The sequence below is a fragment of the Streptomyces sp. NPDC046909 genome (assembly GCF_040644695.1).
In the GTDB taxonomy this organism is placed as follows: domain Bacteria; phylum Actinomycetota; class Actinomycetes; order Streptomycetales; family Streptomycetaceae; genus Streptomyces.
Genome location: NZ_JBEYXC010000009.1, coordinates 453,360 through 478,585, shown reverse-complemented (window position 1 = coordinate 478,585; position 25,226 = coordinate 453,360). Strand labels below are relative to the sequence as shown.

Genomic DNA, 25,226 nt, shown 5'->3' with positions numbered 1-25,226 from the left:
GTTGATAGGCCGGATCTGGAAGCCCAGTAATGGGTGGAGGTGACCGGTACTAATAGGCCGAGGGCTTGTCCTCAGTTGCTCGCGTCCACTGTGTTGGTTCTGAAACCACGAACAGCCCCATGCTGCCACAGCATGGTGCGGCTGACAGTTTCATAGTGTTTCGGTGGTCATAGCGTGAGGGAAACGCCCGGTTACATTCCGAACCCGGAAGCTAAGCCTCACAGCGCCGATGGTACTGCAGGGGGGACCCTGTGGGAGAGTAGGACGCCGCCGAACTCCTTTTATAGCTCCGGCTCTTGGGCATACCGCCCGAGAGCCGGAGCTTTTTTGCGTTGAGGTAAGGTCAGGGGGCATCGTTGGCACGTTTCCCACAGGAGGCCCCCGGGTGGAGGTCCAGGAGACTCGCGTCCAGACGGATCGAGTCCTCACCATCCCCAACATCCTCAGCATGGCGCGACTCGTTGGTGTGCCCGTCTTCCTGTGGTTGATCCTCAGGCCCGAGTTCGGCGGCCCCAAGAGTGACGGCTGGGCGCTTCTGGTGCTGGCCTTCAGCGGGATCAGCGACTACCTGGACGGCAAGCTCGCCCGGCGTTGGAACCAGATCAGCAACCTCGGCCGGCTCCTGGATCCCGCGGCTGACCGGCTCTACATTCTCTCGACTTTGGTCGGACTCACCTGGCGCGAGATTCTGCCGATCTGGTTGACCGCTGTACTTCTGGCGCGTGAACTGGTCCTGTTGGTGATGGTGGGTATCCTCAGGCGCCACGGCTATCCGCCTCCACAGGTGAACTTCCTTGGCAAGGCCGCCACGTTCAACCTGATGTACGCCTTCCCGTTGCTCCTGCTCAGTGACGGAACTGGCTGGCTCCCGTCACTCGCTGCTATTTTCGGATGGGCGTTCGCCGGATGGGGTACAACGCTGTACTGGTGGGCAGGAGTCCTCTACGTGGTACAAGTCCGCCGCTTGGTCCGTGCGGACGCCATGGCCGATTGAACTCGCCGATAGGCGCGGCCCACAGTGGCTCGATGGCCCGCGGTGAGAAAGTGCGGGACAATCAGGGCGGGTGAAGTCGGCTAGACCGTCATCTCTTAGAGGAGGACGCTTCCGACATGAAGGCCGTCGTGATGGCCGGCGGCGAAGGCACACGCCTTCGCCCCATGACCTCAAGCATGCCCAAGCCGCTCCTGCCCGTGGCCAACCGCCCGATCATGGAGCACGTTCTTCGGCTGCTCAAAAGGCATGGGCTCAACGAGACCGTCGTTACTGTCCAGTTCCTGGCCTCTCTGGTCAAGAACTACTTCGGTGACGGGGAAGAGCTCGGAATGGAGCTCTCCTATGCCAATGAGGAGAAGCCACTCGGTACCGCCGGAAGCGTCAAGAACGCCGAAGAGGCGTTGAAGGACGACGCTTTCCTCGTCATCTCCGGTGATGCCCTGACCGACTTCGACCTCACCGAGCTCATCAATTTCCACAAGGAGAAGGGCGCGCTCGTCACCGTATGTCTGACGCGCGTACCCAATCCGCTGGAATTCGGCATCACCATTGTCGACGAAGAGGGCAAGGTCGAGCGTTTCCTCGAGAAGCCGACCTGGGGCCAGGTCTTCTCCGACACGGTGAACACCGGCATCTATGTGATGGAGCCCGAGGTCTTCAACTATGTCGAGCCCGATGTGCCCGTCGACTGGTCCGGCGATGTCTTCCCGCAGTTGATGAAGGAGGGCAAGCCGGTCTACGGCTTTGTGGCCGAGGGCTACTGGGAGGACGTCGGCACGCATGAGAGCTATGTGAAGGCGCAGGCCGACGTCCTGGAGGGCAAGGTCGACGTCGAGATCGACGGCTTCGAGCTCTCGCCCGGTGTGTGGGTGGCGGAAGGTGCCGAGGTGCATCCCGATGCCGTTCTCCGCGGACCGCTCTACATCGGGGACTACGCGAAGGTCGAGGCCGACGCGGAAATCAGGGAGCACACGGTCGTCGGCTCCAACGTGGTCGTGAAGAGCGGGGCCTTTCTGCACAAGGCCGTTGTGCACGACAACGTCTACGTCGGGCAGCAGAGCAATCTGCGGGGCTGTGTCGTCGGGAAGAACACCGACATCATGCGTGCGGCCCGGATCGAGGACGGGGCTGTCATCGGGGACGAGTGCCTCATCGGTGAAGAATCGATCGTTCAGGGCAATGTGCGGGTCTACCCGTTCAAGACCATCGAGGCCGGCGCGTTCGTCAACACCTCGGTCATCTGGGAATCCAGGGGCCAGGCGCATCTCTTCGGCGCCCGTGGGGTGTCCGGCATTCTGAACGTGGAGATCACGCCCGAACTGGCCGTACGTCTCGCCGGTGCCTATGCGACGACGTTGAAGAAGGGCTCCACCGTCACGACGGCCCGCGATCACTCGCGTGGTGCGCGTGCGCTGAAGCGGGCGGTCATCTCCGCGTTGCAGGCCAGCGCCATCGACGTACGGGATCTTGAGAATGTACCGCTGCCTGTTGCGCGGCAGCAGACCGCGCGGGGCAGTGCGGGCGGGATCATGATTCGGACCACGCCGGGGGTGCCGGACTCCGTCGACATCATGTTCTTCGACGGGCGGGGTGCCGATCTGTCGCAGGGAAGTCAGCGGAAGCTGGACCGGGTGTTCGCGCGGCAGGAGTACCGGCGCGCGTTTCCCGGGGAGATCGGGGATCTGCACTTCCCGGCCAGTGTCTTCGACTCGTACACGGGGTCGTTGCTGCGGAACGTCGATACGACGGGGATTGCCGAGTCCGGGTTGAAGGTCGTCGTCGATGCGTCGAACGGCAGCGCCGGGCTGGTGCTGCCGAGTCTGCTCGGGAAGCTCGGGGTGGACTCGCTGACCGTCAATCCGGGGCTCGACGAGTCGCGGCCGACGGAGACCGCGGATGTGCGGCGGTCGGGGCTGGTGCGGCTCGGGGAGATCGTGGCGTCGTCGAGGGCCGCGTTCGGGGTGCGGTTCGACCCCGTCGGTGAGCGGCTGTCGCTGGTCGACGAGAAGGGGCGGATCGTCGAGGACGACCGGGCCCTGCTGGTCATGCTCGACCTGGTGGCGGCGGAGCGGCGCAGTGGGCGGGTGGCGCTGCCGGTGACCACGACGAGGATCGCCGAGCAGGTGGCGGCGTATCACGGGACGCAGGTGGAGTGGACGACCACGTCGCCCGACGATCTGACGCGCGTCGGGCGCGATGACTCGACCATCTTCGGTGGTGATGGCAAGGGTGCCTTCATCGTTCCGGAGTTCAGCAGTGTGTTCGACGGTACGGCTGCCTTCGTACGGCTCATCGGGCTGGTGGCGCGGACGCAGTTGACCCTCAGCCAGATCGATGCGCGGATTCCGCGGGCGCATGTGCTCAAGCGGGATCTGGCGACTCCCTGGGCGGTCAAGGGACTTGTGATGCGGCGGGTCGTGGAGGCGGCCGGGGATCGCTTTGTCGATACGACGGATGGTGTGCGGGTCGTGGAGACCGACGGGCGGTGGGTGATGGTGCTGCCCGATCCCGCCGAGGCCGTCACCCATCTGTGGGCGGAAGGGCCCGACGACGCCTCCGCCCAGGCGCTGCTCGACGAGTGGTCCGCGGTCGTGGACAGCGCCGGCCGCTGAAAGACACAGCACGCGCGCGTGCCGGACAAGTGTCCCCAAGGGGGCCTGTCCGGCGCGTCGGTGGGGCCATTCGGAGGTAGTGGTCGCGACGTGCGACGATGTGCGGCATGCCGCAGCAGCCCCCCGTTCGGAGCACCCCTACGCGCCCCTCGCGCCCGGACGCGTCCATGTCGCTGCTCACCAACGTCATGGACCACAGCCTCGATGACGGGTACGCGGAAGCGGCTGAGCGGAAGAAGGCGGCCGGCGAGGGCGGTCTGCCCAAGACGCTGCGGGCGAAGCTGGGTCTGGCCGCGGGGCTGGTTCTCGCCGCCCTGGTGGTGACCGTCGGGGCGGCGCAGGCGCGGGTGGCGGCTCCTGTCGTGGCCAAGGAGCGCGAGGAGCTCATCGACCGCATCGACCGTGAGACGGACGCGGCGGACAAGCTCGAGGACTCCGTCGACGAGCTGCGGGACGAGGTCGGCACCCGGCAGCGTGAGGCACTCAGGGACAGCGGCGGGAGCGGCCAGGCGGACCTGGTGGGCATTCTGTCGGGGGCCACGGCGGTGCACGGTCCCGGCGTGAAGCTGGTCGTGGACGACGCCAAGGAAGCCAGCACCGGTGGGGACGGGGACCCCCGTGAGACCTCCGGGTTCTCCGACACCGGGCGGGTGAGGGACCGGGACATGCAGCGCGTGGTCAACGGGCTGTGGGAGTCGGGCGCCGAGGCCGTCTCCATCAACGGGCAGCGGCTGACCGCGCTGTCGGCGATCAGGGCCGCGGGTGACGCGATACTGGTCGACAACAGGCCGCTGGTGCCGCCGTACACGGTGCTCGCGGTGGGGGACGGGCAGCGGTTGAGCACCAGGTTCCAGAACAGCGCCGACGGGCTGTATCTGAACGCCCTCCAGGAGAACTACGGCATCCGGACGAGTATCTCCACGGAGGACGACCTCCGGCTGCCCGCAGCACCGAGTGTGATCGTACGTACAGCACAGCCGAGAACTGAGAAGGGCACATCGTGATCGCCGTACTGGGCCTCGTCGTGGGAGTCGTGGCCGGCCTGTTGGTCCGGCCTGAGGTTCCGGCGGTCGTCGAGCCTTATCTGCCGATCGCCGTCGTGGCGGCGCTGGATGCCGTCTTCGGCGGTCTGCGGGCCATGCTCGACGGGATCTTCGACGACAAGGTGTTCGTGGTGTCGTTCCTGTCGAACGTGGTCGTCGCCGCGCTGATCGTGTTCCTGGGCGACAAGTTGGGTGTGGGCGCCCAGTTGTCCACCGGTGTCGTGGTCGTCCTCGGGATCCGGATCTTCTCGAACGCCGCGGCGATCCGCCGGCACGTGTTCCGGGCGTGAGACCGATGAGCAACCAGGACGAGACGCCGGAGAACCGGCTGCGCAAGGAACTGCCCGAAGAGGTGCCGTCGTCGGCCGGCGAGGCGGTCGAGCCGGCCGAGGCGCCGGAGCCGGGGCTGACCGGTCGCCAGCGGCTGGCCCAGGGGCTGTGGCCGCCGCGGGTCACCCGGGCCCAACTCATCGTCGCCGTGCTGCTGTTCGGCCTCGGATTCGGTCTTGCCGTCCAGGTCGCCTCGAACAGCGACGGGGACAGTGCCCTGCGCGGCGCGCGTCAGGAAGATCTTGTGCGCATTCTCGATGAACTGGATGACCGTACTCAGCGTCTTGAGGACGAGAAGGCGGGTCTGGAGAAGCAGCGGGACGAGCTGGAGAACAGCTCGGACCAGGCCGAGGAGGCCCGCAAGCAGACGCTGGAGAAGGAGAGGCAGCTCGGCATCCTGGCGGGCACGGTGGCCGCGCAGGGGCCGGGCATCACGATGACGATCGAGGACACCAAGGGGACGGTCGAGGCGGACATGCTGCTCGACGCGGTCCAGGAGCTGCGCGCGGCCGGTGCCGAGGCGATCCAGGTGAACGGTGTGCGGGTGGTCGCGGGCACCTATCTGACCGACTCGGGCAAGAGCGTGAGCGTCGACGGGAACAAGATCAACGCGCCCTATCGTTTCAAGGTCATCGGCAAGCCGCAGGACCTCGAACCGGCGCTCAACATTCCTGGAGGCGTGGTGCAGACTCTCGAGAAGGAGCAGGCCACGGTCACCGTCGAACGGTCCACCAAGATCGTCGTGGACGCCTTGCGAGCGGCGAAGCAGCCTGACTACGCTCGGTCGTCCTCCCAGTGAACCGCGGGTGCATGGGGGACGTCCGGCCAGGGCATGAGGTTGCGGGGGGTCGGCGCACCGATTGGGTGGTGCGTGGTGGAAACTGTCAGGTGGATACGGACGTTGTGAGGATGTCCGGGTCGGCCGGTGTATGCAATCAGGGTTCGTCCTGCCCCACGGGCGGGTCTGTTTCGGTCAAGGGGAATCGCCCGTGAAGTTGTTTGCGAAGTTGTTCGGCAAGAGCGCGCGAGAGGGCAGCGACAACGCCAACGCGACCGCTCGTCATCGCGCCCAGCCTGACGCGGAGGGCCAGCGCCCGTTGTTCCGGGACCAGGTGGGTGGCGACGTTCCCGGAGGTCAGGGCGCGCCGTCTGTTGACCCTGCGCAGTCCGGCGGCATAGGTTTCGGGCAACCGTCAACCTCGAGTACGGGTGGAGAGTTTTCCATGTCGGCCCTGGTGTGTACGAGGTGCGGTAACCGCAACGCGGAGAACAGCCGCTTCTGCTCCAACTGCGGTGCGCCGCTGCGCGGCACGCCCGAGCGTCCGTCGGAGACGACCTCCACGATCTCGATCTCCGGTCTCGAGGCGTACGACGCCGAGGTCACCGGTCAGACGCAGGTGCCCATGCTCTCCCCGGAGGCACAGGCGGCCGTCGATGCGCTGCCGTTGGGCTCCGCGCTCCTGGTGGTGCGCCGGGGGCCGAACTCGGGCAGCCGCTTCCTGCTGGACGGCGAGCTGACCACGGCCGGACGTCATCCGCAGAGCGACATCTTCCTGGACGACGTGACGGTGTCGCGCCGGCATGTGGAGTTCCGTCGCCAGCCGGACGGCTCGTTCACCGTCGCCGACGTCGGCAGCCTCAACGGCACGTATGTGAACCGTGAGCGGATCGACTCGGTGCCGCTGAACAACGGCGACGAGGTGCAGATCGGCAAGTACCGGCTGGTCTTCTACGCGAGCCAGCGGGGTTACTGACCCGCCCCCGGGCTCCGTCCGGAGGGACACCCCCAGGGAAGGTCCATGCTTCAATCACCGAGCGGCGGTGCCCGGGACGGTGCCGCCGCCGCGGACAGTGGGCTGATGAGCATCGGCACGGTGCTGAACGCGCTGCGCGACGAGTTCCCCGAAGTCACCATCTCCAAGATCCGTTTCCTGGAGTCGGAGGGGCTCATCGAGCCGCAGCGGACCCCCTCGGGGTACCGCAAGTTCAGCCCGGAGGACGTCGAGCGCCTCGGTCACGTCCTGAGGATGCAGCGGGACCATTATCTGCCGCTCAAGGTGATCCGCGAGCACCTGGACGCCATGGAGCGCGGTGAGGCCGTCGTCCTGCCCGTCGTGGGGCGTCAGCGGGACGGCGAAGCGGCCGAGCCCTTCGAGGCGCCGACCGCCGCGCGGATCGGGCGGTCGGAGCTGCTCGCCGCGGCCGAGATCGACGAGCGGGAGCTGGAGGAGTGGGAGTCGTACGGGCTCATCGCTCCGCTTCCGGACGGGGTGTACGACGCCGAGGCGGTCACCGTGGCGGCGCTCGTGGCCGAGCTGGGGCGGTTCGGGATCGAGCCGCGGCATCTGCGGGTGATGAAGGCCGCCGCCGACCGTGAAGCGGGGCTCGTGGACCAGGTCGTGGCCCCGCTGAAACGACACCGCAACCCCCAGACCAGGGCGCACGCGGAAGCCCGTACGAAGGAACTGGCGGGACTCACGGTGAAACTGCACGCGGCACTGGTGCAGACCGCTCTCGGTGTACGGCTGCCCTGAGGGCCTGGCGCACCGGATCGGGCACCCGTTTCCTGCCCGACTACCCAAACGTCCCGGGCACGGCCTAGGGTTGCTGTGTGAACGAGCTCGATGTCGTAGGTGTCCGGGTCGAAATGCCCTCCAACCAACCGATCGTGCTCCTGCGTGAAGTGGGAGGCGACCGCTACCTCCCCATCTGGATCGGGCCGGGGGAGGCGACCGCGATCGCTTTCGCCCAGCAGGGCATGGCCCCCGCGCGACCGCTGACCCACGACCTGTTCAAGGACGTGCTGGAGGCCGTCGGCCAGGAGCTCACCGAAGTGCGCATCACCGATCTGCGTGAGGGCGTCTTCTACGCGGAGCTCGTCTTCGCCAGCGGCGTCGAGGTGAGCGCCCGCCCCTCCGATGCCATAGCGCTGGCACTGCGCACCGGGACGCCGATCTACGGCAGCGACGGTGTGCTCGACGACGCGGGCATCGCCATCCCGGACGAGCAGGAGGACGAGGTGGAGAAGTTCCGCGAGTTCCTCGACCAGATCTCGCCCGAGGACTTCGGCACCAGCAGCCAGTGAGACGTGGCCGGCCCGGCGGATTCGCGGTCCGTGACGGGTCGGTCGTGTCCGGTCACCACTGAAATGCTGGCATTTGCCAGCGGCGCGTGAGAGCGTCCTGCGGCCCGCCCCGAGCGCATTCGGCTAGCCTTTCCCCGCGGTGGGGTACGGGAAACCACTCCTAGGGTGATTATCACTCGGCGTGCCGAGTGTGGCGATCGTTGACGCACCCCGGGTGACTGCCTACCGTCGAGAAGGCAGGTCAAGGACGGAGGTCGGCGTGAGAAGCAGCGGCGACGGTACGACGGCTGGGGGCGCTTCGGGACGCAGTCTCGGAGCCGGCGGTCCGTACCCTCCCCCAGGCTCTCGGCTCCGCTCGAGCTGGGGGGACCCCCATCACAGCAGCGCGGCCGATCACGCTCCGCGGCGACCGGCGGCCGTGCCGAGCAGCGGCGGAGGGGCGACGTCCATGGCGTCCGAGGAGATCGGCTACCGCGGTCCGACGGCCTGTGCGGCCGCCGGCATCACCTACCGGCAACTGGACTACTGGGCGCGCACCGGGCTCGTCGAGCCGAGCGTGCGGCCCGCGTACGGGTCGGGGACGCAGCGGCTCTACAGCTTCCGGGACGTCGTCGTCCTGAAGATCGTCAAGCGGTTCCTCGACACGGGTGTGTCGCTGCAGAACATCCGTACCGCTGTGCAGCATCTGCAGGAGCGCGGGTTCCGGGACCTGGAGCGGATGACGCTCATGAGCGACGGTGCCACGGTCTACGAGTGCACCTCGCCGGACGAGGTCCACGCGCTGCTCCAGGGCGGGCAGGGGATCTTCGGGATCGCCGTGGGCGTGGTGTGGCGGGACGTCGAGAGTGCGCTGTCCCAGCTGCACGGGGAGCGGATCGACACCGGGGAGACGCTGGTGGGTCACAACCCCGCCGATGAGCTCGCGCGACGGCGGAACCGGGCTGTCTGAGCGGTTCGGGGGCCTTGCGCGCCTTGTGGGCACTGGATTGTCAGTGGCGTAGGGCAGCATCGGACATGTGAGAAACGCGCCCACCATCCTGCATCTCGACATGGATGCCTTCTTCGCCTCGGCGGAGCAGGCGTCCAAGCCGAGTCTGCGGGGGAAGGCCGTCGTGGTGGGCGGGCTGGGGCCCCGCGGGGTGGTGGCCACGGCGTCCTACGAGGCTCGGGTCTTCGGGGTGCATTCCGCGATGCCGATGGCTCAGGCCCGGCGGCTCGCGCCCAACGCCGCGTATCTGGTGCCGCGCTTCGGGTTCTACCGGGCCATCAGTGAGCAGGTGATGGGGCTGCTGCGGGGCCTGTCGCCGCTGGTGGAGCCGCTCAGCCTGGATGAGGCGTTCGTGGATCTGGAGGCCGGGGGAGCGGCCTGGGACGGGGAGTCGGCGCGGCTGGCCGGGGTGAAGCTGCGGGGCGACATACGGGCCGTGACGGGGCTCACGGGCTCCGTGGGGCTCGCCGCGTCCAAGATGCTGGCCAAGATCGCGTCCGAGCAGGCCAAGCCGGACGGGCTGGTGCTGATCGAGCCGGGGACCGAGCGGGCGCTGCTCGGGCCGATGTCGGTGCGGATCCTGCCGGGGGTGGGGCCGGCCACGGGGGACCATCTGCGGCGGGCCGGGATCCATACCGTCGAGGAGATCGTGGAGGCCGGGGAGGACGAGCTCGTACGGCTGCTGGGGAAGGCGCACGGGCACGGGCTGTACGCGATGGCCATGGCGTACGACGAACGGCCTGTGGTGGCTGAGCGGGAGACCAAGTCCGTGTCGGTCGAGGACACGTATGACGTGGACATCCATGACCGGGTGCGGGTGGGGTTCGAGGTGCAGCGGCTGGCGGACCGGTGTGTGCGGAGGCTGCGGGGGGCCGGGTTGTCGGGGCGGACCATTGTGTTGAAGGTGCGGCGGTACGACTTCTCTACCTTGACTCGGTCAGAGACTCTGCGGGGGCCCACTGATGATCCGGCTGTGGTGCGGGAGGCCGCGGCTCGGTTGCTGGAGTCCGTGGACACGACCGGGGGTGTGCGGTTGCTGGGGGTGGGGGTGAGTGGGCTTGCCGATTACACGCAGGAGGATCTGTTCGCCCAGGCCGCGGGAGAGCGGGTGGAGCTGGGGGAGGAGGGGGACGAGGAGGCTGTTGTCGAGGAGGAGGTGGTGGTTGCTGAGCGGCGGTGGGTTTCGGGGCACGATGTGGAGCATGCCGAGTTCGGGCATGGGTGGGTGCAGGGGAGTGGGCTGGGGCGGGTGACTGTGCGGTTCGAGACGCCGGATTCCCTGCCGGGGAGAGTGCGGACGTTTTCTGTGGATGATCCTTTGTTGGCGGTGGCTGAGCCTTTGCCTCTTGTGCGGGTGGGGTGTGGGGTGTCCGGCCTTCGGCCGGACTTGGGTTCCCACCCGCACCACCCGTGACGGTTTCGTTGTTGGGTGCGGGTGGCCCTTGTGGGGGTTGAGCGCCGTTGGCGGCTGCGGCCCCGGGAGCGTCTAAGGTTCCGCGTCCTCCGTGCCTGCCAGCTTGCCGAAGTCCCGGTCCGGGAACGGGGGTGGTGGGGCCACGTCCAGGCCGTAGTGGTGGTAGAGCTGGAGTTCCTGGTCGGGGGACAAGTGGCGGCCTACGCCGAAGTCGGGGGCGTCCTTGATCAAGGCCCGGTCGAAGGGGATGCGCAGGGTGCCCTCGATCAGTTCGCTCGGTTCCAGGGGGACGAAGGCGTCTCTGCTGAACAGGCCGGTGCGTATGGCGGCCCACTCCGGCACGCCGGTCGCGTCGTCGAGGTAGATCTCGTCGATCGTGCCGATCTTGGTGCCGTTGCGGTCGAACGCCTTGCGGCCGATCAGATTGCGGGGATCGATGTCGGTCTGCACGGGCCCTCCACTTGGTCGCGACTCGCAACTCATCCGTAAGCACTACAAAAGAGCAGATTGGGGGAGGTGGCCACTCGAGGATCCCACGAGGGCCTCTCGAGGTGGCCGCGTTGACCTCGCTGGTAGGCTGGCGGTGGCTGCTGACCCCGTGCGGGAGAGTCCTCCGGACACCATCCGGAGGCGCCGAAGGAGCAAATCCTCCCCGGAATCTCTCAGGCTCACGTACCGCACGGACGAGGTCACTCTGGAAAGCAGGGCGGGTGTCGACGGCTTCCGCTCTCACCGACGGTGAAAGCCGGGCACCCTCGGGGCGTCCGGTGAAGCTCTCAGGTTGAGATGACAGAGGGGGAGGCCGTCCGGGTACCCGTGCCGTGGTGCCCCTCGAAGGTCGCGTCAGACCAGGAGGCCTCCGCAATGACCGCCCACCGCATTCCGCTCTCCGAGCTCGAGAAGGGCATTCCCTTCGAACAGCGTCACATCGGTCCCGACCATGAGGCTCGGGCCAAGATGCTGGCTCAGGTCGGGTACGGCTCGCTGGACGAGCTCACCGCCGCCGCGGTGCCGGATGTGATCAAGAACGCCGACGCCCTGGATCTGCCGGGTGCTCGTACCGAGGCCGAGGTGCTCGCCGAGCTTCGCTCGCTCGCCGATCGCAACCAGGTCCTCGGTTCCATGATCGGGCTCGGGTACTACGGGACCTTCACGCCGCCCGTCATCCTGCGCAACGTCATGGAGAACCCGGCCTGGTACACCGCCTACACGCCGTACCAGCCCGAGATCTCGCAGGGGCGGCTCGAAGCCCTGCTCAACTTCCAGACCATGGTTGCCGACCTGACCGGGCTGCCCACCTCCGGTGCCTCGCTCCTGGACGAGGGGACCGCCGCTGCCGAGGCCATGGCGCTCTCCCTGCGGATGGGGAAGAACAAGAAGGGGCTCTTCCTCGTCGACGCGGACGCGCTGCCGCAGACCATCGCCGTGATCGAGACCCGTGCCGAGCCGACCGGAGTAGAGGTCGTGGTCGCCGACCTCAGCGCCGGCATTCCGGCCGAGGTCGCCGGACGGGAAATCAACGGTGTGCTCGTGCAGTACCCCGGGGCCTCCGGCGCCGTACGGGACATCAAGCCGATCATCGACCAGGCGCATGAGCTGGGGGCGCTTGTCACCGTCGCCGCCGATCTGCTGGCGCTGACCTTGCTGAAGTCCCCCGGGGAGCTCGGGGCGGACATCGCGGTCGGGACCACGCAGCGGTTCGGTGTACCGATGGGCTTCGGCGGGCCGCACGCCGGATACATGGCGGTGCGCGAGAAGTTCGCGCGGAGCCTGCCCGGACGGCTCGTCGGTGTGTCCGTGGACGCGGACGGGAACAAGGCGTACCGGCTCGCCCTCCAGACCCGTGAGCAGCACATCCGGCGGGAGAAGGCGACCAGCAACATCTGTACCGCGCAGGTGCTGCTCGCCGTGATGGCCGGGATGTACGCCGTCTACCACGGGCCCGAGGGGCTCAAGGACATCGCCCGGCGGACCCACCGGTACGCGAGCATCCTCGCCGCCGGTCTCACCGCTGGTGGGGTCGAGGTCGTGCACGGCGGATACTTCGACACGGTGACCGTGCGGGTGCCGGGCAGGGCCGGGGACGTGGTGGTCGCCGCGCGTGAGAACGGGGTCAATCTGCGGCTCGTCGACGCCGACCTCGTATCCCTCTCCTGCGACGAGACGACCACGCGGGACCAGTTGGTCGCCGTATGGGCGGCGTTCGGGGTCGAGGGGGACGTCGAGGCGCTCGATGGCGGGACCGAGGACGCCCTTCCGGAGGCGTTGCTGCGGGACGACGAGTTCCTGACGCACCCGGTCTTCCGGCAGCACCGGTCCGAGACGGCGATGCTGCGCTATCTGCGCCGGCTGGCCGACCGGGACTACGCGCTCGACCGCGGCATGATCCCGCTGGGCTCCTGCACCATGAAGCTCAACGCGACCACCGAGATGGAGCCGGTCACCTGGCCGGAGTTCGGGCAGCTGCACCCGTTCGCGCCCGCCGAGCAGGCGCAGGGGTATCTGACGCTGATCCGGGAGCTGGAGGAGCGGCTCGCCGAGGTCACCGGGTACGACAAGGTCAGCCTTCAGCCCAACGCCGGGTCGCAGGGGGAGCTTGCGGGGCTGCTCGCCGTACGCGGGTATCACCGGGCCAATGGGGACGAGCAGCGGACCGTGTGTCTGATTCCGTCGTCCGCGCACGGGACCAACGCGGCCAGTGCCGTGATGGCCGGGATGAAGGTCGTCGTCGTGAAGACCGCCGAGGACGGCGAGATCGACGTCGAGGATCTGCGGGCGAAGATCGAGCAGCACCGGGACGAGCTGGCGGTGCTGATGATCACGTATCCGTCGACGCACGGTGTGTTCGAGGAGCATGTCGCCGACATCTGTGCGCAGGTGCATGAGGCCGGTGGGCAGGTGTACGTCGACGGGGCCAACCTCAACGCCCTTGTGGGGCTTGCCAAGCCGGGGCACTTCGGTGGTGACGTCTCGCATCTGAATCTGCACAAGACCTTCTGCATTCCGCATGGCGGTGGCGGTCCCGGGGTCGGGCCCGTGGGTGTGCGGGCGCATCTGGCGCCCTATCTGCCGAACCACCCGTTGCAGCCCGCGGCCGGGCCGGAGACGGGCGTCGGGCCGATTTCCGCCGCGCCCTGGGGGTCGGCGGGCATTCTGCCGATCTCCTGGGCGTATGTGCGGCTCATGGGTGGGGAGGGGCTGAAGAGGGCCACTCAGGTGGCCGTGCTCTCCGCCAACTACATCGCCAAGCGGCTCGAGCCGCACTACCCCGTGCTCTACACCGGGCCCGGTGGGCTGGTCGCGCACGAGTGCATCATCGATCTGCGGCCGTTGACGAAGGCGACCGGGGTGAGTGTCGATGATGTGGCCAAGCGGCTCATCGACTACGGGTTCCACGCGCCCACGATGTCGTTCCCGGTGGCCGGGACGCTGATGATCGAGCCGACCGAGTCCGAGGACATCATCGAGATCGACCGGTTCTGCGAGGCGATGATCGCCATTCGCGCGGAGATCGAGAAGGTCGGGGCGGGGGAGTGGCCCGCCGACGACAACCCGCTGCGGAACGCGCCGCATACGGCTGGGGCGCTCGGCGGGGAGTGGGGGCACGCGTACTCGCGTGGGGAGGCCGTGTTCCCGGGTGGCGTGTCGGTCGCGGACAAGTACTGGCCGCCGGTGCGGCGGATCGACCAGGCCTTCGGGGACCGGAATCTGGTGTGCTCGTGCCCGCCGTTGGACGCCTACCAGGACTGACGGTGGTCGTCTGAGACGCGGATGGTGAGAAGGGCTGTGAGAAGGGCCCCGCTTCGGCGGGGCCCTTCTCGTGTCATCAGGTCGCCAGGGAGACCTCGGTCGACTTGATCAGGGCCACTACCGGGGTGCCGGCCGCCAGGGCCAGGTCCGCGGCGGCGTCCTTGGTGATCGCGGCGGTCAGTTCGATGCCGTCGACCGCCACCTTCACGGCTGCCATGGCGGGGCCGGTGGTGACGGCGGTGACCGTGCCGGGGAGCTGGTTGCGGATCGAGAGGGTGCCGACCTCGCCCGTGGCGAGGGAGATCTCCGTCGACTTCACGAGGGCGCGTACGGTGGTGCCCGCCGCCAGGGCGAGGTCTTCCGCCGCTTCCTTGGTGATCGCGGCGGTGAGGGTCCGGCCGCCCGAGAGACGGACCTTGACCGTGGCCATCACTTCGCCGGGGCTGACGTCGGTGACGGTGCCGGGGAGCTGGTTGCGGATGCTGAGAGTCATGGCATCAACTTAGGGCCGGGCAGGGTTTATGCCGGGTATGCGTGGGTCTGCGTCGCCTTCACCGTCGCCCAGACCTCGGCGCCCGGGTGGAGGTCCAGCTCGGCCGCGGCGACCGTGGTGAGGTCGGCGGCGAGGGGGAGTTCGCCGGTCAGGTCGGCGCGGATCTGGTCGCCGTGGGTCTCCAGGCCGGCCACCTCGCAGCGCCAGAGGTTGCGGGCGCTGGAGCCGGTGGGGCGGTCGCGGTAGAGGGTCACCGCGGAGGGCGGGAAGGCGACGAACGCCTCTCCTGTGAGGTCCTCGGTGGTGGCGATCGCCGGGCCGGTCTTGAGGTGGACCGTGTGGTTCTGTGCCTCTCCCTTGTAGAGGTTCAGGCCTACGAGTTGGGCGATGTAGTCCGTGCGGGGGTGGCGGGCGATGTCGGAGGGGGTGCCTTCCTGGACGATCCTGCCGTGCTCGATGACGACCAGGCGGTCGGCCAGGACCATCGCGTCCAGGGGGTCGTGGGTGACGAGGACGGCGACCGCCTCGAACTCGGCCAGGTGGCGGCGGAGTTGGGAGCGGACCTCCAGGCGGGTGCGGGCGTCCAGGGCCGCGAGGGGTTCGTCGAGGAGGAGCAGGCGGGGGTGGGTGGCCAGGGCGCGGGCCAGTGCGACGCGTTGGGCCTGGCCGCCGGAGAGTCTGCGGGGTTTGGCTGTGGCGTGGTCGGTGAGGTTCATGCGGGCCAGCCACTCGGATGCCTGGCGGCGGGATTCCGCTTTGGTGGCGCCTTGGCAGCGGGGGCCGAAGGCCACGTTGTCCAGCGCCGTGAGGTGGGGGAAGAGGAGGTAGTCCTGGAAGACGACGCCTACAGGGCGGGATTCGGGGGGGATGCGGTTCAGTTCTGTGCCGTCGAGGTGGAGGTGGCCGTCGGTGAGGGGGGTGAGGCCGGCGAGGGCTCGTAGGGCGGTGGTTTTGCCTGCGCCGTTGGGGCCGAGGAGGGCGACTACCTCGCCGGGGGGTGCGGTGAGGGTGATGTCCAGGTGGAACGTGGGGTGGTCTACGACGAGGTGGGCGTGGAGGCCTTCTGTTGGGTGCGGGTGCGGGTGCGTTGTGGGCATCCGGCCTTCGGCCGGATTTGGTTTCCCACCCGCACCACCCGTACCACTTTCGTTGTTGGGTGCGGGTGGCCCCTGCGGGGGCCTGGCGCCGTCGGCGGCTGCGGCTTGCGTGATCGCCCTGGGCATCGCGGCGGGCGCGGTTCTCTTCTTCATCTGTCGTCGTCCAGCCTCGTCGTCATGACGCCGTCATCCAGCGGTCCCGCAAGCCTGCCAATACCGCGATCGACACCGCCAGCAGGACCAGGCTGAGGGCGATCGCCGCCGCCGGGTCGCTCTGGAGGGCCAGGTAGACGGCCAGGGGCATGGTCTGGGTGCGGCCGGGGAAGTTGCCGGCGAAGGTGATCGTGGCGCCGAACTCGCCGAGGGCCCGGGCCCAGGCGAGGACCGCGCCCGCCGCGATGCCGGGGGCGATCAGGGGGAGGGTCACGCGGCGGAACGCCGTGAAGCGGGAGGCGCCCAGGGTGGTGGCCGCTTCCTCGTAGCGCGGGTTGGCCGCTCGCAAGGTGCCCTCGACGCTGATGACCAGGAACGGCATCGCCACGAAGGTTTCCGCGACGATCACTCCTGCCGTGGTGAAGGGGAGGGTGATGCCGAACCAGGCGTCCAGCCAGCGGCCTACGACGCCGTTGCGGCCCAGGGCCATCAGGAGGGCCACGCCGCCCACCACGGGGGGCAGGACCAGGGGAAGGGTGACCAGGGCACGGACCAGGCCGCGGCCGGGGAAGTCCGTGCGGGCCAGGAGCCAGGCCAGGGGGACGCCGATCAGGAGGCTGAGGGCGGTCGCGGCGGTGGCGCAGACCAGGGAGAGGCGCAGGGCCTGCCAGACCTCGGCGCTGGTCAGCTGGTCCGGGAGGGTGCGCCATGGGGCTCGTACGAGAAGGGCGACCAGGGGGAGGAGCAGGAACGCCAGGCCCGCCAGGGCGGGGAGGAGGAGGGGGAGTGGTGCGCCTCGTACGCCCCGTGCGCCCCGTACACCTTGTCGGGTGCGGCGGCGCCGCGGAGCGCCCCCCTCCAGGGTGTCCGCGGCGCCGGTCTTGTCCAGGGGCGTCACGGCTTGAGGAAGCCCGCCTCGGAGAGGACCTTCTGGCCTTCGGCGGACTGGACCAGCTCGATGAACGCCTTCGCCGCGGTGGCGTTGGGGGCGTCCTTCAGCAGGGCGATCGGGTAGTCGTTGATCGCCTCGGAGGATTCCGGGAACTCCACGCCCTCCACCTTGTCGCCGGCGGCCTTCACATCGGTCTTGTAGACGACCGCGGCGTCGGCCTCCTTGAGCTCGACCTTCGTCAGGGCGCTCTTGACGTCCTGCTCGTAGGAGACCGGGGTGAGCTTCAGGCTGCTGGCGTCCAGGGCCTTCTGCGCGGCGGCGCCGCAGGGGACCTCCTTGTCGCACAGGACGACTTTGAGGTCGGAGCCGGTGAGGTCCTTGAGGGAGGCGATCTTGTCCGGGTTGCCCGGGAGGGTGGCGATCTCCAGCTGGTTGCGGACGAAGGTGGCGGGTGTGCCGGTGGCGTCGCCCGCGTCCGTGACGATCTTCATCGTCTTGGGGCTGGCCGCGGCGAACACATCGGCGCCGGCACCGCCCGTGATGCTCGCGGCCAGGGTGTCGCTGCCGCCGAAGTTGAAGGTGACCTTCGTGCCGGGGTGCGCCTTCTCGAACTCCTTGCCCAGGGCCGTGAAGCTCTCCTTCAGGGAGGCGGCGGCGAAGACGTTGACCGTGCCGGACAGCTTCGTCGAGGCCGAGGCCGAGCTGTCCGAGCCCGCCGAGTCGGAGTCCGAGTCGGAGGAGGAGCAGGCGGTCAGGGCCAGCAGGGCGGCGGCTCCCGCACCGGCCAGCTGCAGGGTCCTGCGGGTGCGGCGGGTCCGGTGCGCGGAACGGGTCATCACGGGCTTACTCCTTCAGGTTCTTCGGGCTCGGGCCGCGTGGGCCCGTGCGGCGGCCTCTCGAAGACCGTGCGGCGATGATACTGCCGCATATGCAAGGCGTAAGTCTCCTGTTGCATCGCATGATCCGGTGCGATCCGGGGGTGGGGTGTGCATGTGCGTTTGTACGGGGTGGGTGGGAGAGGGGGCGCTGGCTGGCTGGCTGGGGTCGTGGTCGTGGTCGTGGGTGGCGGGGGTGGTCTAGCGGGCGTCTTAGGGCTCAGGTGCGGTCGATATGTACGTTTGTCGACTTGACCCTTGCCGTGGCCTCGACGCCGACCTCCAGGCCCAGCTCCTCTACGGCCTCCCTGGTCAGCAGGGAGACCAGACGGTGTGGGCCGGCCTGGATCTCCACCTGGGCGGCTACGTCACCGAGCTTGATGGCGGTGACGATGCCGGGGAAGGCGTTGCGGACCGAGGTGTACGACGGTTCCTCGTCAGCGGCGTCGCTCTTGGCCAGCTCGACCGAGAACGCGGCCAGGTCCCGGCCGTCGATGAGTCGGCGGCCGCCCTCGTCGCGGTGGGTCGCCATTCGGCCCGCGTCTGCCCAACGGCGTGCGGTGTCGGGGCTGACGCCCAGGAGTCGGGCCGCCTGGCCGATCGTGTAGGACTGCATGGGGATCACGATAGGGGGCGTGGGACGGGCAGATCGGGGGGTGTCAGGAGAGCCCCGACGTCCTGAGTACCGCCAGTGCCGCCTCGTCGTCGATCTCGTGGGTCAGGCGGCGGAGGACGTCCTTGCCTTCGTGCAGGGTGCCCTGTTCCAGGGAGTGGCGGGCGCCGGTGTCCAGCTCGTGCCAGAGGAGGGGGTTGGCGAGGAGGGTGCGGGGGTCCAGTTCCAGGCGGTTGCCCATGGCGTCGCGGAGGATCAGGCGGGAGGCAACGTCGCCGTACTGGCGTATGGATACGAGGGCGTCGGTTCGGACTCTGTGGGTGGCTGTGAGGGTTTGGCTGGTCAGCCAGCCCTTGCCCGCGGTGACGCGTGGGGGGAGGAGGACGGCGAAGACCGCGGTGGAGAGGGTGAGCCAGAGGAAGGTGCGGGGGGTGGTGAGGGTGCCTGCGTCCCAGTCGATCGTGAGGGTGAGGGTGGCGAAGGTGAGGGCGCAGGTTGTGGCGAGGCGGGCGCTGCTGTGCCAGTGGCGGTCGCCGGCTGGGGGGTTGGGGGCGCTCGGTCGCATGGGGTGAGCGTAGGGCGGGGGGTGGGCGTTGGGTGGTCGCGTTGATGGGGCTCTGACGGCGGGTGGGCTTGCTTTGACGGGATCCTGACGGGGGGCGGGTGCGGATGCCCACAACGCACCCGGGCCATGCGCACCACCCGCGCCGCTTTCGTTGTCGAGTGCAGGAGACCCCCGCGGGGGTCTCCGCCGTCGGCGGCTGCCGGGTTCGGTGCGTCCGACCCGGCGGTGACCGTATGCCTCAGCCCGTGTGGACCCGCGGGCGGCGAGCCCTGTCCGGTTCTGCTTCTCGTAGGACCTCTCGGGTTACCGGGGCCACCTCGCCCTGGCCGAAGAGGAAGAAGCGGAGGAAGTTGGCGAAGGGGTTGCCCTCGGTCCATTCGAAGTAGATGTGGGGGGTGCAGCCCGTGGTGTCGCGGACGTGGAGGAGGAGGGCTGCCAGGGCGTTGGGGATGGAGGAGGACTCCAGGGTCAGGACGCGGTAGCGGTTGTGGAGGACCTCGCCGCGGACCGTGAGGCCGGCCTCGAATTCGGAGGGGTCGAGGACCGTCACCTCCACGAATACGAAGTCCTCCTGCTCCGGCATGTCGTTGTCGGCGCGGATCTGCTCGATCTTGTCGCGGTACTCGGCCTTGTCGCGCTGGTCGGGCTCGTTGGCGATGAAGCGGATCTTGCGGCTGGCCATGTCGCGGATGAATCGTTCCGCCATGTCGTCGAGCGTCACGCTGGTCACGCGGAGCTCGAAGGCGCGGGCCAGGCGGGAGAGCAGGGAGACGAGGACGATGCCCGCGATGAAGCAGGCGCCGATCTTCACGCCGTCGGGGCGCTCGATGACGTTGACGACGGTCGTGTAGAGGAAGACCACCGAGATCACCGCGAACGCGATGGTCCAGTTGCGCTGGCCGGCCTTGCGGGCCGCGATGGGCACCGCGATCGCGGCCGAGCTGATCAGGACCAGCACGCCGGTGGCGTATGCGCCGCCCTGGGCGTCGACGTCGGCGTCGAAGATCCAGGTGACCAGGAAGGCGACCAGGGTGAAGACGATGACCATCGGGCGGACGGCCCTGGCCCAGTGCGGGGCCATGCCGTAGCGGGGGAGGTAGCGCGGCATCAGGTTGAGCAGGCCGGCCATCGCCGACGCGCCGGCGAACCACAGGATGGCGATCGTCGAGACGTCGTAGACCGTGCCGAAGGCGCCGCCCAGGTACTCGTGGGAGAGGTAGGCGAGCGCGCGGCCGTTGGCCTCGCCGCCCGACTCGAACTCCTTCTCCGGGATCAGGAGGGTGGTGATGAAGCTGGTGGCGATCAGGAAGCAGCTCATGATCACGGCGGCGGTGGTGAGCAGCTTCTTCGTGTCGCGGATCCGGCCGGCCGGGTTCTGCTCCGTCTCGCCGGGGTCGCCCTTGACGTGCGGCATGACGGCGACGCCGGTCTCGAAGCCGGAGAGGCCCAGGGCGAGCTTCGGGAAGACGATCAGGGCCACGCCGATCATCACGAAGACGTTGCCGTGCTCGGCGGTCAGGGCGCTGGACCAGTCGGTGACCACGTGCCCGGCCGTGATGACGTGCCACATGCCGACGACGACGACCACGACGTTCAGCGCGAGGTAGATGCCCACCAGGGCCACCGCGACGCCGATCGCCTCCAGGAAGCCCTTGAGGAACACCGCGCCGAGCAGGGCCACCAGGACCAGGGTGATCAGCATCTGCTTGTCGTGCAGGGTGCTGTTCAGGTGCGGGTTCTCGACCAGGTGGGTCGAGGCGTCCGCGGCCGACAGGGTGATGGTGATCAGGAAGTCGGTGGCGGCGAAGCCCAGCAGGGTCAGGACGAAGAGCTTGCCCTTCCAGAAGGTGAGCAGGCGCTCCAGCATCGCGATCGAGCCCTGGCCGTGCGGGCTCTCCTCGGCCACCCGGCGGTAGACGGGCAGCGCGCCCGCCAGCGTCACGATCACGAGCACGATGGTCGCGATGGGCGACAGCAAGCCCGCCGCGAGGGCCGCGATGCCGGGCTGGTAGCCGAGGGTCGAGAAGTAGTCGACGCCGGTCAGGCACATGACCCGCCACCAGGGCTGGCCCTCGTGCTCCGGCTTGGACTCCTGCTCCTGAGCCGGCTGACCGTGGCCCTTGCCCATGTCGGACAGGCCCTCCAGCATCCAGGCGCGCAGGCGACTGGGCGGCGCTTGTTCGGTCGTGGCCATCGGGGGGCTCCTGGTGTGCGGCTCAGCGTGCGGTTCCGGCCATCACACGGACGGCGGGATCAGCGTAAGCGGAGAGTTACGTCAGGGCCCATGGATGAGGGGGTCGGGAGCGTCAAGCTTGCGTTAAGACTGGCCTGTCAGACGTCGGTCAGGCATCAGGAAAGGGGGTACCAAGCCAGCCCGCGGTGGAGTAGGCCGTATGGGGTACGGGGTGCTTTTCGGTTACCCACGGATACCCAGCGTCATGGGTCGGCTGCCGGCAGCCGCCCGGGCGGACCGATACCGCGGTGCCTCGGGGGTCGGCCGCGAATGCGCACGACCGGTCGGCGTCGACGCCTGCTGTGGCGACCACGCGGTCGGCGGTACGGGCCGTGCATCAGCACGGTGGTGCCGCGCTCGGTGAGCTGCCGTGCGGTCTCCCGGCCGATACCTGAGGTGGCGCCGGTGGTCAGGACGGTGCGGTCGGAGAGGCGGGAAAGCGCTGAGTCGGACATGGTGGGGTGCTGGGCGTGTGGGGACATCTCCGGGCAGCGCGGCGCACTCTGACGCCGTTCTGGAGTGCCTTACGGGGTCTTGACGGGGCGTCACCGGCCGCGGACGCCTTCTGCGGCAGGCAGGGGAACCTAGTCGCCGCGCCGTACCGAACAACCCTGCTCAGCGCGGGACTTTCCGGTCCCTGCGGGTCGCGTCAAGGTGCCGTCAAACCCCACTGAAGGGGCGTCAGGACCGCGTCAACGTCCCCCGTGCGTGGCCGGATCCGGTCGCAGACTGAGCGGCACGGGGACGGGTGACCGTCTGTGGTGTGACAAGGGGGAGACCGTGACCATCACGGCGACCGGAACATCGCGGAGACCTGAGACGGAAGGGACCGAGCAGCCACGGCTGCCGGCGGCCGGCCCACCCGGGGGCGGTCCCGGCCCGCGACCGCGAGGGGGTCGCGGACCGGGACCGCGGCGACGGGCCGTGGCCGCGCGGGCCGCTCTGCGCCGCCGTCACTGGGCCGCCGTGCCCGACCGGCTGCGCCTCCTGCGCGCGGCCACGGCCCTGCTGTCCATCGCGCTGGCGGCCCTGCTGATCGTCGCCGGCTTCGCCGCGATGGGCACCTGGCACACCGTCGCCGACCGTGACGCGCCCCGCACCACCAGCGCCGCCCGTCTCAACCTCGCGCTCAACGACATGGACGCCCAGGCCGCCAACATCCTGCTCTCCAGCGGCGACGCGGGCGCGGGGCGGCTGCCGACGCCGTACGCGAAGGCCGTCGGTTTCTACGGGGACGCGCGCCGGGACATCGGGCACGCGCTGCGTACCCTTGCCGTCGCCGCGCAGGGAAACCGTGGTGACGAGAAGACGGTGGAGGCTCTCACCGACGGGTTCGCCGAGTATCAGGAGCTCATCGGGCGCGCGCTGGAGAACGACGGGCACAAGGGCGGGAAGACGGCCGCCGTGGCCGACTATCGCAGCGCCACCGACCTCCTGCAACGTCAACTTCTGCCCGAGGCACGGCAGTTGGTCGCCTCCAATGACGCCGCCTTCGACCGTCGGTACTCCGCCGCCCGGGACATTCTCTCCGTGCAGCTCGACGTCGTCGTCGGGCTGGGTCTGCTGTTGCTTCTGGTGCTGGGCGCCTTGCAGTGGTACCTGGCCCGGCGCTTCCGGCGCATCCTCAATCCCGGTGTCCTCGCGGCCACCGTCTGTGCCCTGATCGCCGTCCTTCTCGGTACGTCGATGCTGTCCGCCTCCGCCGAACAGCTGCGGGGCGCCCGGCGTGACGCCTTCGACTCCGTCGTCGCCCTCTCCCGCGCCCGTGCCATCGCGTACGACGCCAACGCCGATGAGAGCCGGTATCTGCTGGACCCGGGGCGGCGGGACACCTACGCGCGGTCGTTCCTCGCCAAGTCGCAGGAGTTGTACGGGATTCAGGGTGCCTCGCTGTCGACCTACGACGCTCGGCTCGACGACACCTGGCGGGCGTACGAGAGCGATCACCAACAGCTGGGGTTCACCGGTGAGTTCCGGCGTGAGCTCGACAACATCACCTTCGACGGGGAGTGGAGCGCGGCGGAGCGGACCGTCGAGGCGTATGCCGATTATCAGCGGGACGACCGGACGATCCGGGCGCTTGTCCAGCAGGGCAAGGAGCGTGAGGCCGTGGCGTTCTGCATCAGTTGGGAGCCGGGGAAGTCCAATGCGCACTTCGGGGCGTGGATGACGGCGTTGGATGATGTCACTCAGATCAACCGGGATCACTTCAACGCCTCGGTGCGGGACGGGCGTTCGACGGTGAGCGGGCTGTTGCCCTGGGTGGGTGGGCTGTTGCTCGCCGCGCTGCTGCTCACCGTCGCCGGGCTCCGGCCCAGGCTCGCCGAGTTCCGCTAGGACGCGACCTAGGCGTCGGACAGGCGGGCCTCCTCCAGGTCGAGGGAGCGTTGGAGGCGGCGGCGGGTGGTGTCGCCGATGAGGTGGTCGTCGTAGAGGCGTTGGAGTTCTGTCGCCTCAACGGCTATGAGATCGCGGCGAAGTTGCCGGTAGACGAGGTCGGCGGACTCCGGCGCGGCCCCGGTGCCGTGGGACTCGGCGAGGCGGTCCCGGGCGTCGTCCAGGCGGGCGTTGAGGCCGCGGCGGAGGCGGTCGATGACGACGTCCGGTACGGCCTCCAGTTCGGCGAGTTCCTCCAGGCGCTTCAGGCCCGCTCCTGCCAGGCTGCACCGGGCGCTCGCCTCCTCGCGCTCGGTGTGGTCGGGCTCCAGGGCGATGCCGGAACGGCGGACCACCGGGGCGAGGGTGAAACCCTGCACCACGAGCGTGACGACCACGACCGATGTCGTGAGGACGAGCACGAGCGGGCGTTCCGACAGGTTCGCGCCCGCCTCCGACGCCACCGGGATGGAGAGTGCCGCCGCCAGTGGTACGACACCTCGGGTGCCCGCCCATGTCAGCACCACCGGCACCCGCCAGTTCATCCGGGTGATCCCGCCCTTGCGCTGCACCACCGCCGACAGCGGCACCAGCCACAGCAGCCGTACGGCGATCAGGGTGGCCGCCACCGCCAGCGCGTACAGGGGCCACTCCCGGTCGGCGTCGGACAGGGCCCGTACCTGCGCGGGCAGGGCCAGGCCGATCAGCGAGAACACCACGCTTTCCAGGAGGAACACCACCGTGCCGTAGACGGCGTGCAGTTGGAGGCGGATGCGGGCGTTGGTCAGGCGATCGCCTCGGCCGCCGAGCACGACGCCCGCCACGACCACCGAGGTGACGCCGGACGTGTGGGCGGCCTCCGCGAGGACGTACGCGGCGTACGGCGTGACCAGGGCGATCACGGTCTCCAGGACCGGGTCCTCGGTGCGGCGGCGGATCAGTGCGACCACCGCCGCGAGGGCCGCCCCGATCACCGTGCCGCCGCCCGCGAGCACCGCGAACTCACCGCCCGCCGCGCCCCAGTCGGCCGCCGCCGACGCCACCGCGACGCTCACCGCGACCCGGAACAGGACGAGTGAGGTCGCGTCGTTGAACAGGCTCTCCGCCTGGACGAGGACTTGGACCTTGGGTGGCAGTGCGAGGCGGCGGCCCAGTGCGGTGACCGCGACCGGGTCGGTGCTCGCCAGGACCGCGCCCAGCACGAAGGCCATCTGCCAGGAGAGCGGAGTCAGCGCGGACGCGACCGCGCCGACCGCCGCCGCCGAGGCCAGCACCAGGCCCACCGACAGCACTCCGACCGGTTTCCACACCATCTTCAGCTCGCGCCAGGACAGTTCCTCGGCGCTGGCGTACAAGAGGGGAGGCAGGACGACCAGGCCGATGATCTCGGGGCTGATGTCGATCTGCGGGGTGCCCGGCAGCAGGGCCACGGCCAGGCCGGCGACCACGAGCAGGGAAGGGGCGGGGATGCGCCAGCGGCGCGCGAACGTCGCCACCAGCGTGGCGAGAACCACGAGAGCGAGAACCGTACCTACGCCGCGCATGCCGACCGTCCCCCTGGGACCACGAAGGGAGCCACCGTGGCTCCCCGGCCGACCAGACTTCCCGGCACACCGCCTTCACCCTATCCCGGGCCCGCCTTGTCAAGACAGTGTCAACGTCCACATCAAGGGCGCCAGGGATGCGTCAAGACGCGCCCCCGCGCGGCCGGGG

The 25,226-nt window shown here is 69.1% G+C and carries 21 protein-coding genes, 2 rRNA genes, 1 pseudogene and 1 riboswitch; of the genes and pseudogenes, 14 read left to right on the top strand and 10 right to left on the bottom strand.

Annotated elements, in window-relative coordinates; genetic code table 11:
• The 12 genes from ABZ928_RS30450 to ABZ928_RS30395 form a co-directional block, all read left to right on the top strand.
• Window positions 1-73: ribosomal RNA gene (locus ABZ928_RS30450) — 23S ribosomal RNA — on the top strand; the annotation flags it as partial.
• 86 nt (window positions 74-159) lie between these two features.
• A 5S ribosomal RNA gene (gene rrf / locus ABZ928_RS30445) occupies window positions 160-276 on the top strand.
• A gap of 109 nt (window positions 277-385) precedes the next feature.
• Entirely contained in the window at window positions 386-994 is a 609-nt protein-coding gene (locus ABZ928_RS30440; RefSeq protein ID WP_361525813.1) for a CDP-alcohol phosphatidyltransferase family protein, read from the top strand.
• Between the two features lie 116 nt (window positions 995-1,110).
• On the top strand, window positions 1,111-3,606 hold the full coding sequence (locus ABZ928_RS30435; RefSeq protein ID WP_361525810.1) for a mannose-1-phosphate guanyltransferase: 2,496 nt from the start codon (window positions 1,111-1,113) through the stop codon (window positions 3,604-3,606).
• Between the two features lie 107 nt (window positions 3,607-3,713).
• Entirely contained in the window at window positions 3,714-4,610 is an 897-nt protein-coding gene (locus ABZ928_RS30430) for a DUF881 domain-containing protein (protein ID WP_361525807.1), read from the top strand.
• On the top strand, window positions 4,607-4,939 hold the full coding sequence (locus ABZ928_RS30425) for a small basic family protein (protein WP_003988855.1): 333 nt from the start codon (window positions 4,607-4,609) through the stop codon (window positions 4,937-4,939). Before ABZ928_RS30430 ends, ABZ928_RS30425 begins: the two co-directional genes overlap by 4 nt.
• A 5-nt stretch (window positions 4,940-4,944) precedes the next feature.
• Window positions 4,945-5,778, top strand: coding sequence for a DUF881 domain-containing protein (locus ABZ928_RS30420; protein WP_361525805.1), 834 nt, complete (start codon window positions 4,945-4,947; stop codon window positions 5,776-5,778).
• 61 nt (window positions 5,779-5,839) lie between these two features.
• Window positions 5,840-6,733 (top strand): FHA domain-containing protein, encoded by an 894-nt coding sequence (locus ABZ928_RS30415; RefSeq protein WP_361525802.1) that lies wholly within the window; start codon window positions 5,840-5,842, stop codon window positions 6,731-6,733.
• Between the two features lie 45 nt (window positions 6,734-6,778).
• Complete coding sequence (locus tag ABZ928_RS30410) at window positions 6,779-7,513, top strand: MerR family transcriptional regulator (RefSeq protein ID WP_361525800.1); 735 nt, start codon at window positions 6,779-6,781, stop codon at window positions 7,511-7,513.
• A gap of 77 nt (window positions 7,514-7,590) precedes the next feature.
• The gene (locus ABZ928_RS30405; RefSeq protein WP_004002801.1) at window positions 7,591-8,064 is read left to right on the top strand and encodes a bifunctional nuclease family protein; all 474 of its coding nucleotides are present in this window, start codon (window positions 7,591-7,593) and stop codon (window positions 8,062-8,064) included.
• Between the two features lie 259 nt (window positions 8,065-8,323).
• Window positions 8,324-9,013 (top strand): MerR family transcriptional regulator, encoded by a 690-nt coding sequence (locus ABZ928_RS30400; protein WP_361525797.1) that lies wholly within the window; start codon window positions 8,324-8,326, stop codon window positions 9,011-9,013.
• A gap of 67 nt (window positions 9,014-9,080) precedes the next feature.
• Window positions 9,081-10,466 carry a DNA polymerase IV gene (locus tag ABZ928_RS30395; RefSeq protein WP_361525794.1) on the top strand — a complete coding sequence of 462 codons (1,386 nt, stop codon included), beginning with the start codon at window positions 9,081-9,083 and terminating at the stop codon, window positions 10,464-10,466.
• A gap of 72 nt (window positions 10,467-10,538) precedes the next feature.
• Here the strand turns inward: ABZ928_RS30395 and ABZ928_RS30390 are convergent, their stop codons facing one another.
• Window positions 10,539-10,916: a PRC-barrel domain-containing protein gene (locus ABZ928_RS30390; RefSeq protein WP_361525792.1), complete on the bottom strand. Its 378-nt coding sequence runs from the start codon at window positions 10,914-10,916 to the stop codon at window positions 10,539-10,541.
• A 141-nt stretch (window positions 10,917-11,057) separates the two neighbouring features.
• Window positions 11,058-11,154, top strand: a riboswitch (glycine riboswitch).
• Between the two features lie 176 nt (window positions 11,155-11,330).
• On the opposite strand from ABZ928_RS30390, the gene gcvP reads away from it, so the two are divergent.
• A complete protein-coding gene (gene gcvP, locus ABZ928_RS30385) occupies window positions 11,331-14,216 on the top strand; it encodes an aminomethyl-transferring glycine dehydrogenase (RefSeq protein WP_361525790.1) in 2,886 nt (961 codons plus the stop codon).
• Window positions 14,217-14,292: 76 nt separating this feature from the next.
• Here the strand turns inward: gcvP and ABZ928_RS30380 are convergent, their stop codons facing one another.
• The 8 genes and pseudogenes from ABZ928_RS30380 to ABZ928_RS30345 all read right to left on the bottom strand — a co-directional run.
• A complete protein-coding gene (locus ABZ928_RS30380) occupies window positions 14,293-14,709 on the bottom strand; it encodes a TOBE domain-containing protein (protein ID WP_361525788.1) in 417 nt (138 codons plus the stop codon).
• A gap of 26 nt (window positions 14,710-14,735) precedes the next feature.
• The gene (locus ABZ928_RS30375) at window positions 14,736-15,806 is read right to left on the bottom strand and encodes an ABC transporter ATP-binding protein (protein ID WP_361525785.1); all 1,071 of its coding nucleotides are present in this window, start codon (window positions 15,804-15,806) and stop codon (window positions 14,736-14,738) included.
• A gap of 175 nt (window positions 15,807-15,981) precedes the next feature.
• Complete coding sequence (locus tag ABZ928_RS30370; protein ID WP_361525782.1) at window positions 15,982-16,857, bottom strand: ABC transporter permease; 876 nt, start codon at window positions 16,855-16,857, stop codon at window positions 15,982-15,984.
• Complete coding sequence (modA, locus tag ABZ928_RS30365; protein WP_361525779.1) at window positions 16,854-17,687, bottom strand: molybdate ABC transporter substrate-binding protein; 834 nt, start codon at window positions 17,685-17,687, stop codon at window positions 16,854-16,856. Before modA ends, ABZ928_RS30370 begins: the two co-directional genes overlap by 4 nt.
• Window positions 17,688-17,946: 259 nt before the next feature.
• Window positions 17,947-18,342 (bottom strand): helix-turn-helix transcriptional regulator, encoded by a 396-nt coding sequence (locus ABZ928_RS30360; protein WP_361525776.1) that lies wholly within the window; start codon window positions 18,340-18,342, stop codon window positions 17,947-17,949.
• Between the two features lie 43 nt (window positions 18,343-18,385).
• The gene (locus tag ABZ928_RS30355; RefSeq protein ID WP_361525773.1) at window positions 18,386-18,904 is read right to left on the bottom strand and encodes a hypothetical protein; all 519 of its coding nucleotides are present in this window, start codon (window positions 18,902-18,904) and stop codon (window positions 18,386-18,388) included.
• A gap of 238 nt (window positions 18,905-19,142) precedes the next feature.
• Entirely contained in the window at window positions 19,143-21,098 is a 1,956-nt protein-coding gene (locus tag ABZ928_RS30350; RefSeq protein ID WP_361525770.1) for an amino acid transporter, read from the bottom strand.
• A gap of 298 nt (window positions 21,099-21,396) precedes the next feature.
• Window positions 21,397-21,592: pseudogene (locus tag ABZ928_RS30345) on the bottom strand (SDR family NAD(P)-dependent oxidoreductase); the annotation flags it as partial.
• Between the two features lie 469 nt (window positions 21,593-22,061).
• Here ABZ928_RS30345 and ABZ928_RS30340 point away from each other — a divergent pair.
• On the top strand, window positions 22,062-23,474 hold the full coding sequence (locus ABZ928_RS30340) for a hypothetical protein (protein ID WP_361525768.1): 1,413 nt from the start codon (window positions 22,062-22,064) through the stop codon (window positions 23,472-23,474).
• Window positions 23,475-23,482: 8 nt separating this feature from the next.
• Here ABZ928_RS30340 and ABZ928_RS30335 read toward each other — a convergent pair whose 3' ends face one another.
• The gene (locus tag ABZ928_RS30335; protein WP_361525766.1) at window positions 23,483-25,057 is read right to left on the bottom strand and encodes a Na+/H+ antiporter; all 1,575 of its coding nucleotides are present in this window, start codon (window positions 25,055-25,057) and stop codon (window positions 23,483-23,485) included.
• Window positions 25,058-25,226 lie beyond the last annotated feature (169 nt).

What these genes read in the sequence shown, in the direction of transcription:
- ABZ928_RS30435 (WP_361525810.1), top strand. Translation starts at nt 1,111, where the DNA reads ATGAAGGCCGTCGTGATGGCCGGCGGCGAAGGCACACGCCTTCGCCCC.
- ABZ928_RS30430 (WP_361525807.1), top strand. Translation starts at nt 3,714, where the DNA reads ATGCCGCAGCAGCCCCCCGTTCGGAGCACCCCTACGCGCCCCTCGCGC.
- ABZ928_RS30420 (WP_361525805.1), top strand. Translation starts at nt 4,945, where the DNA reads ATGAGCAACCAGGACGAGACGCCGGAGAACCGGCTGCGCAAGGAACTG.
- ABZ928_RS30410 (WP_361525800.1), top strand. Translation starts at nt 6,779, where the DNA reads ATGCTTCAATCACCGAGCGGCGGTGCCCGGGACGGTGCCGCCGCCGCG.
- gcvP (WP_361525790.1), top strand. Translation starts at nt 11,331, where the DNA reads ATGACCGCCCACCGCATTCCGCTCTCCGAGCTCGAGAAGGGCATTCCC.
- ABZ928_RS30380 (WP_361525788.1), bottom strand. Translation starts at nt 14,709, where the DNA reads ATGACTCTCAGCATCCGCAACCAGCTCCCCGGCACCGTCACCGACGTC.
- ABZ928_RS30375 (WP_361525785.1), bottom strand. Translation starts at nt 15,806, where the DNA reads ATGCCCACAACGCACCCGCACCCGCACCCAACAGAAGGCCTCCACGCC.
- modA (WP_361525779.1), bottom strand. Translation starts at nt 17,687, where the DNA reads ATGACCCGTTCCGCGCACCGGACCCGCCGCACCCGCAGGACCCTGCAG.
- ABZ928_RS30360 (WP_361525776.1), bottom strand. Translation starts at nt 18,342, where the DNA reads ATGCAGTCCTACACGATCGGCCAGGCGGCCCGACTCCTGGGCGTCAGC.
- ABZ928_RS30355 (WP_361525773.1), bottom strand. Translation starts at nt 18,904, where the DNA reads ATGCGACCGAGCGCCCCCAACCCCCCAGCCGGCGACCGCCACTGGCAC.
- ABZ928_RS30350 (WP_361525770.1), bottom strand. Translation starts at nt 21,098, where the DNA reads ATGGCCACGACCGAACAAGCGCCGCCCAGTCGCCTGCGCGCCTGGATG.
- ABZ928_RS30335 (WP_361525766.1), bottom strand. Translation starts at nt 25,057, where the DNA reads ATGCGCGGCGTAGGTACGGTTCTCGCTCTCGTGGTTCTCGCCACGCTG.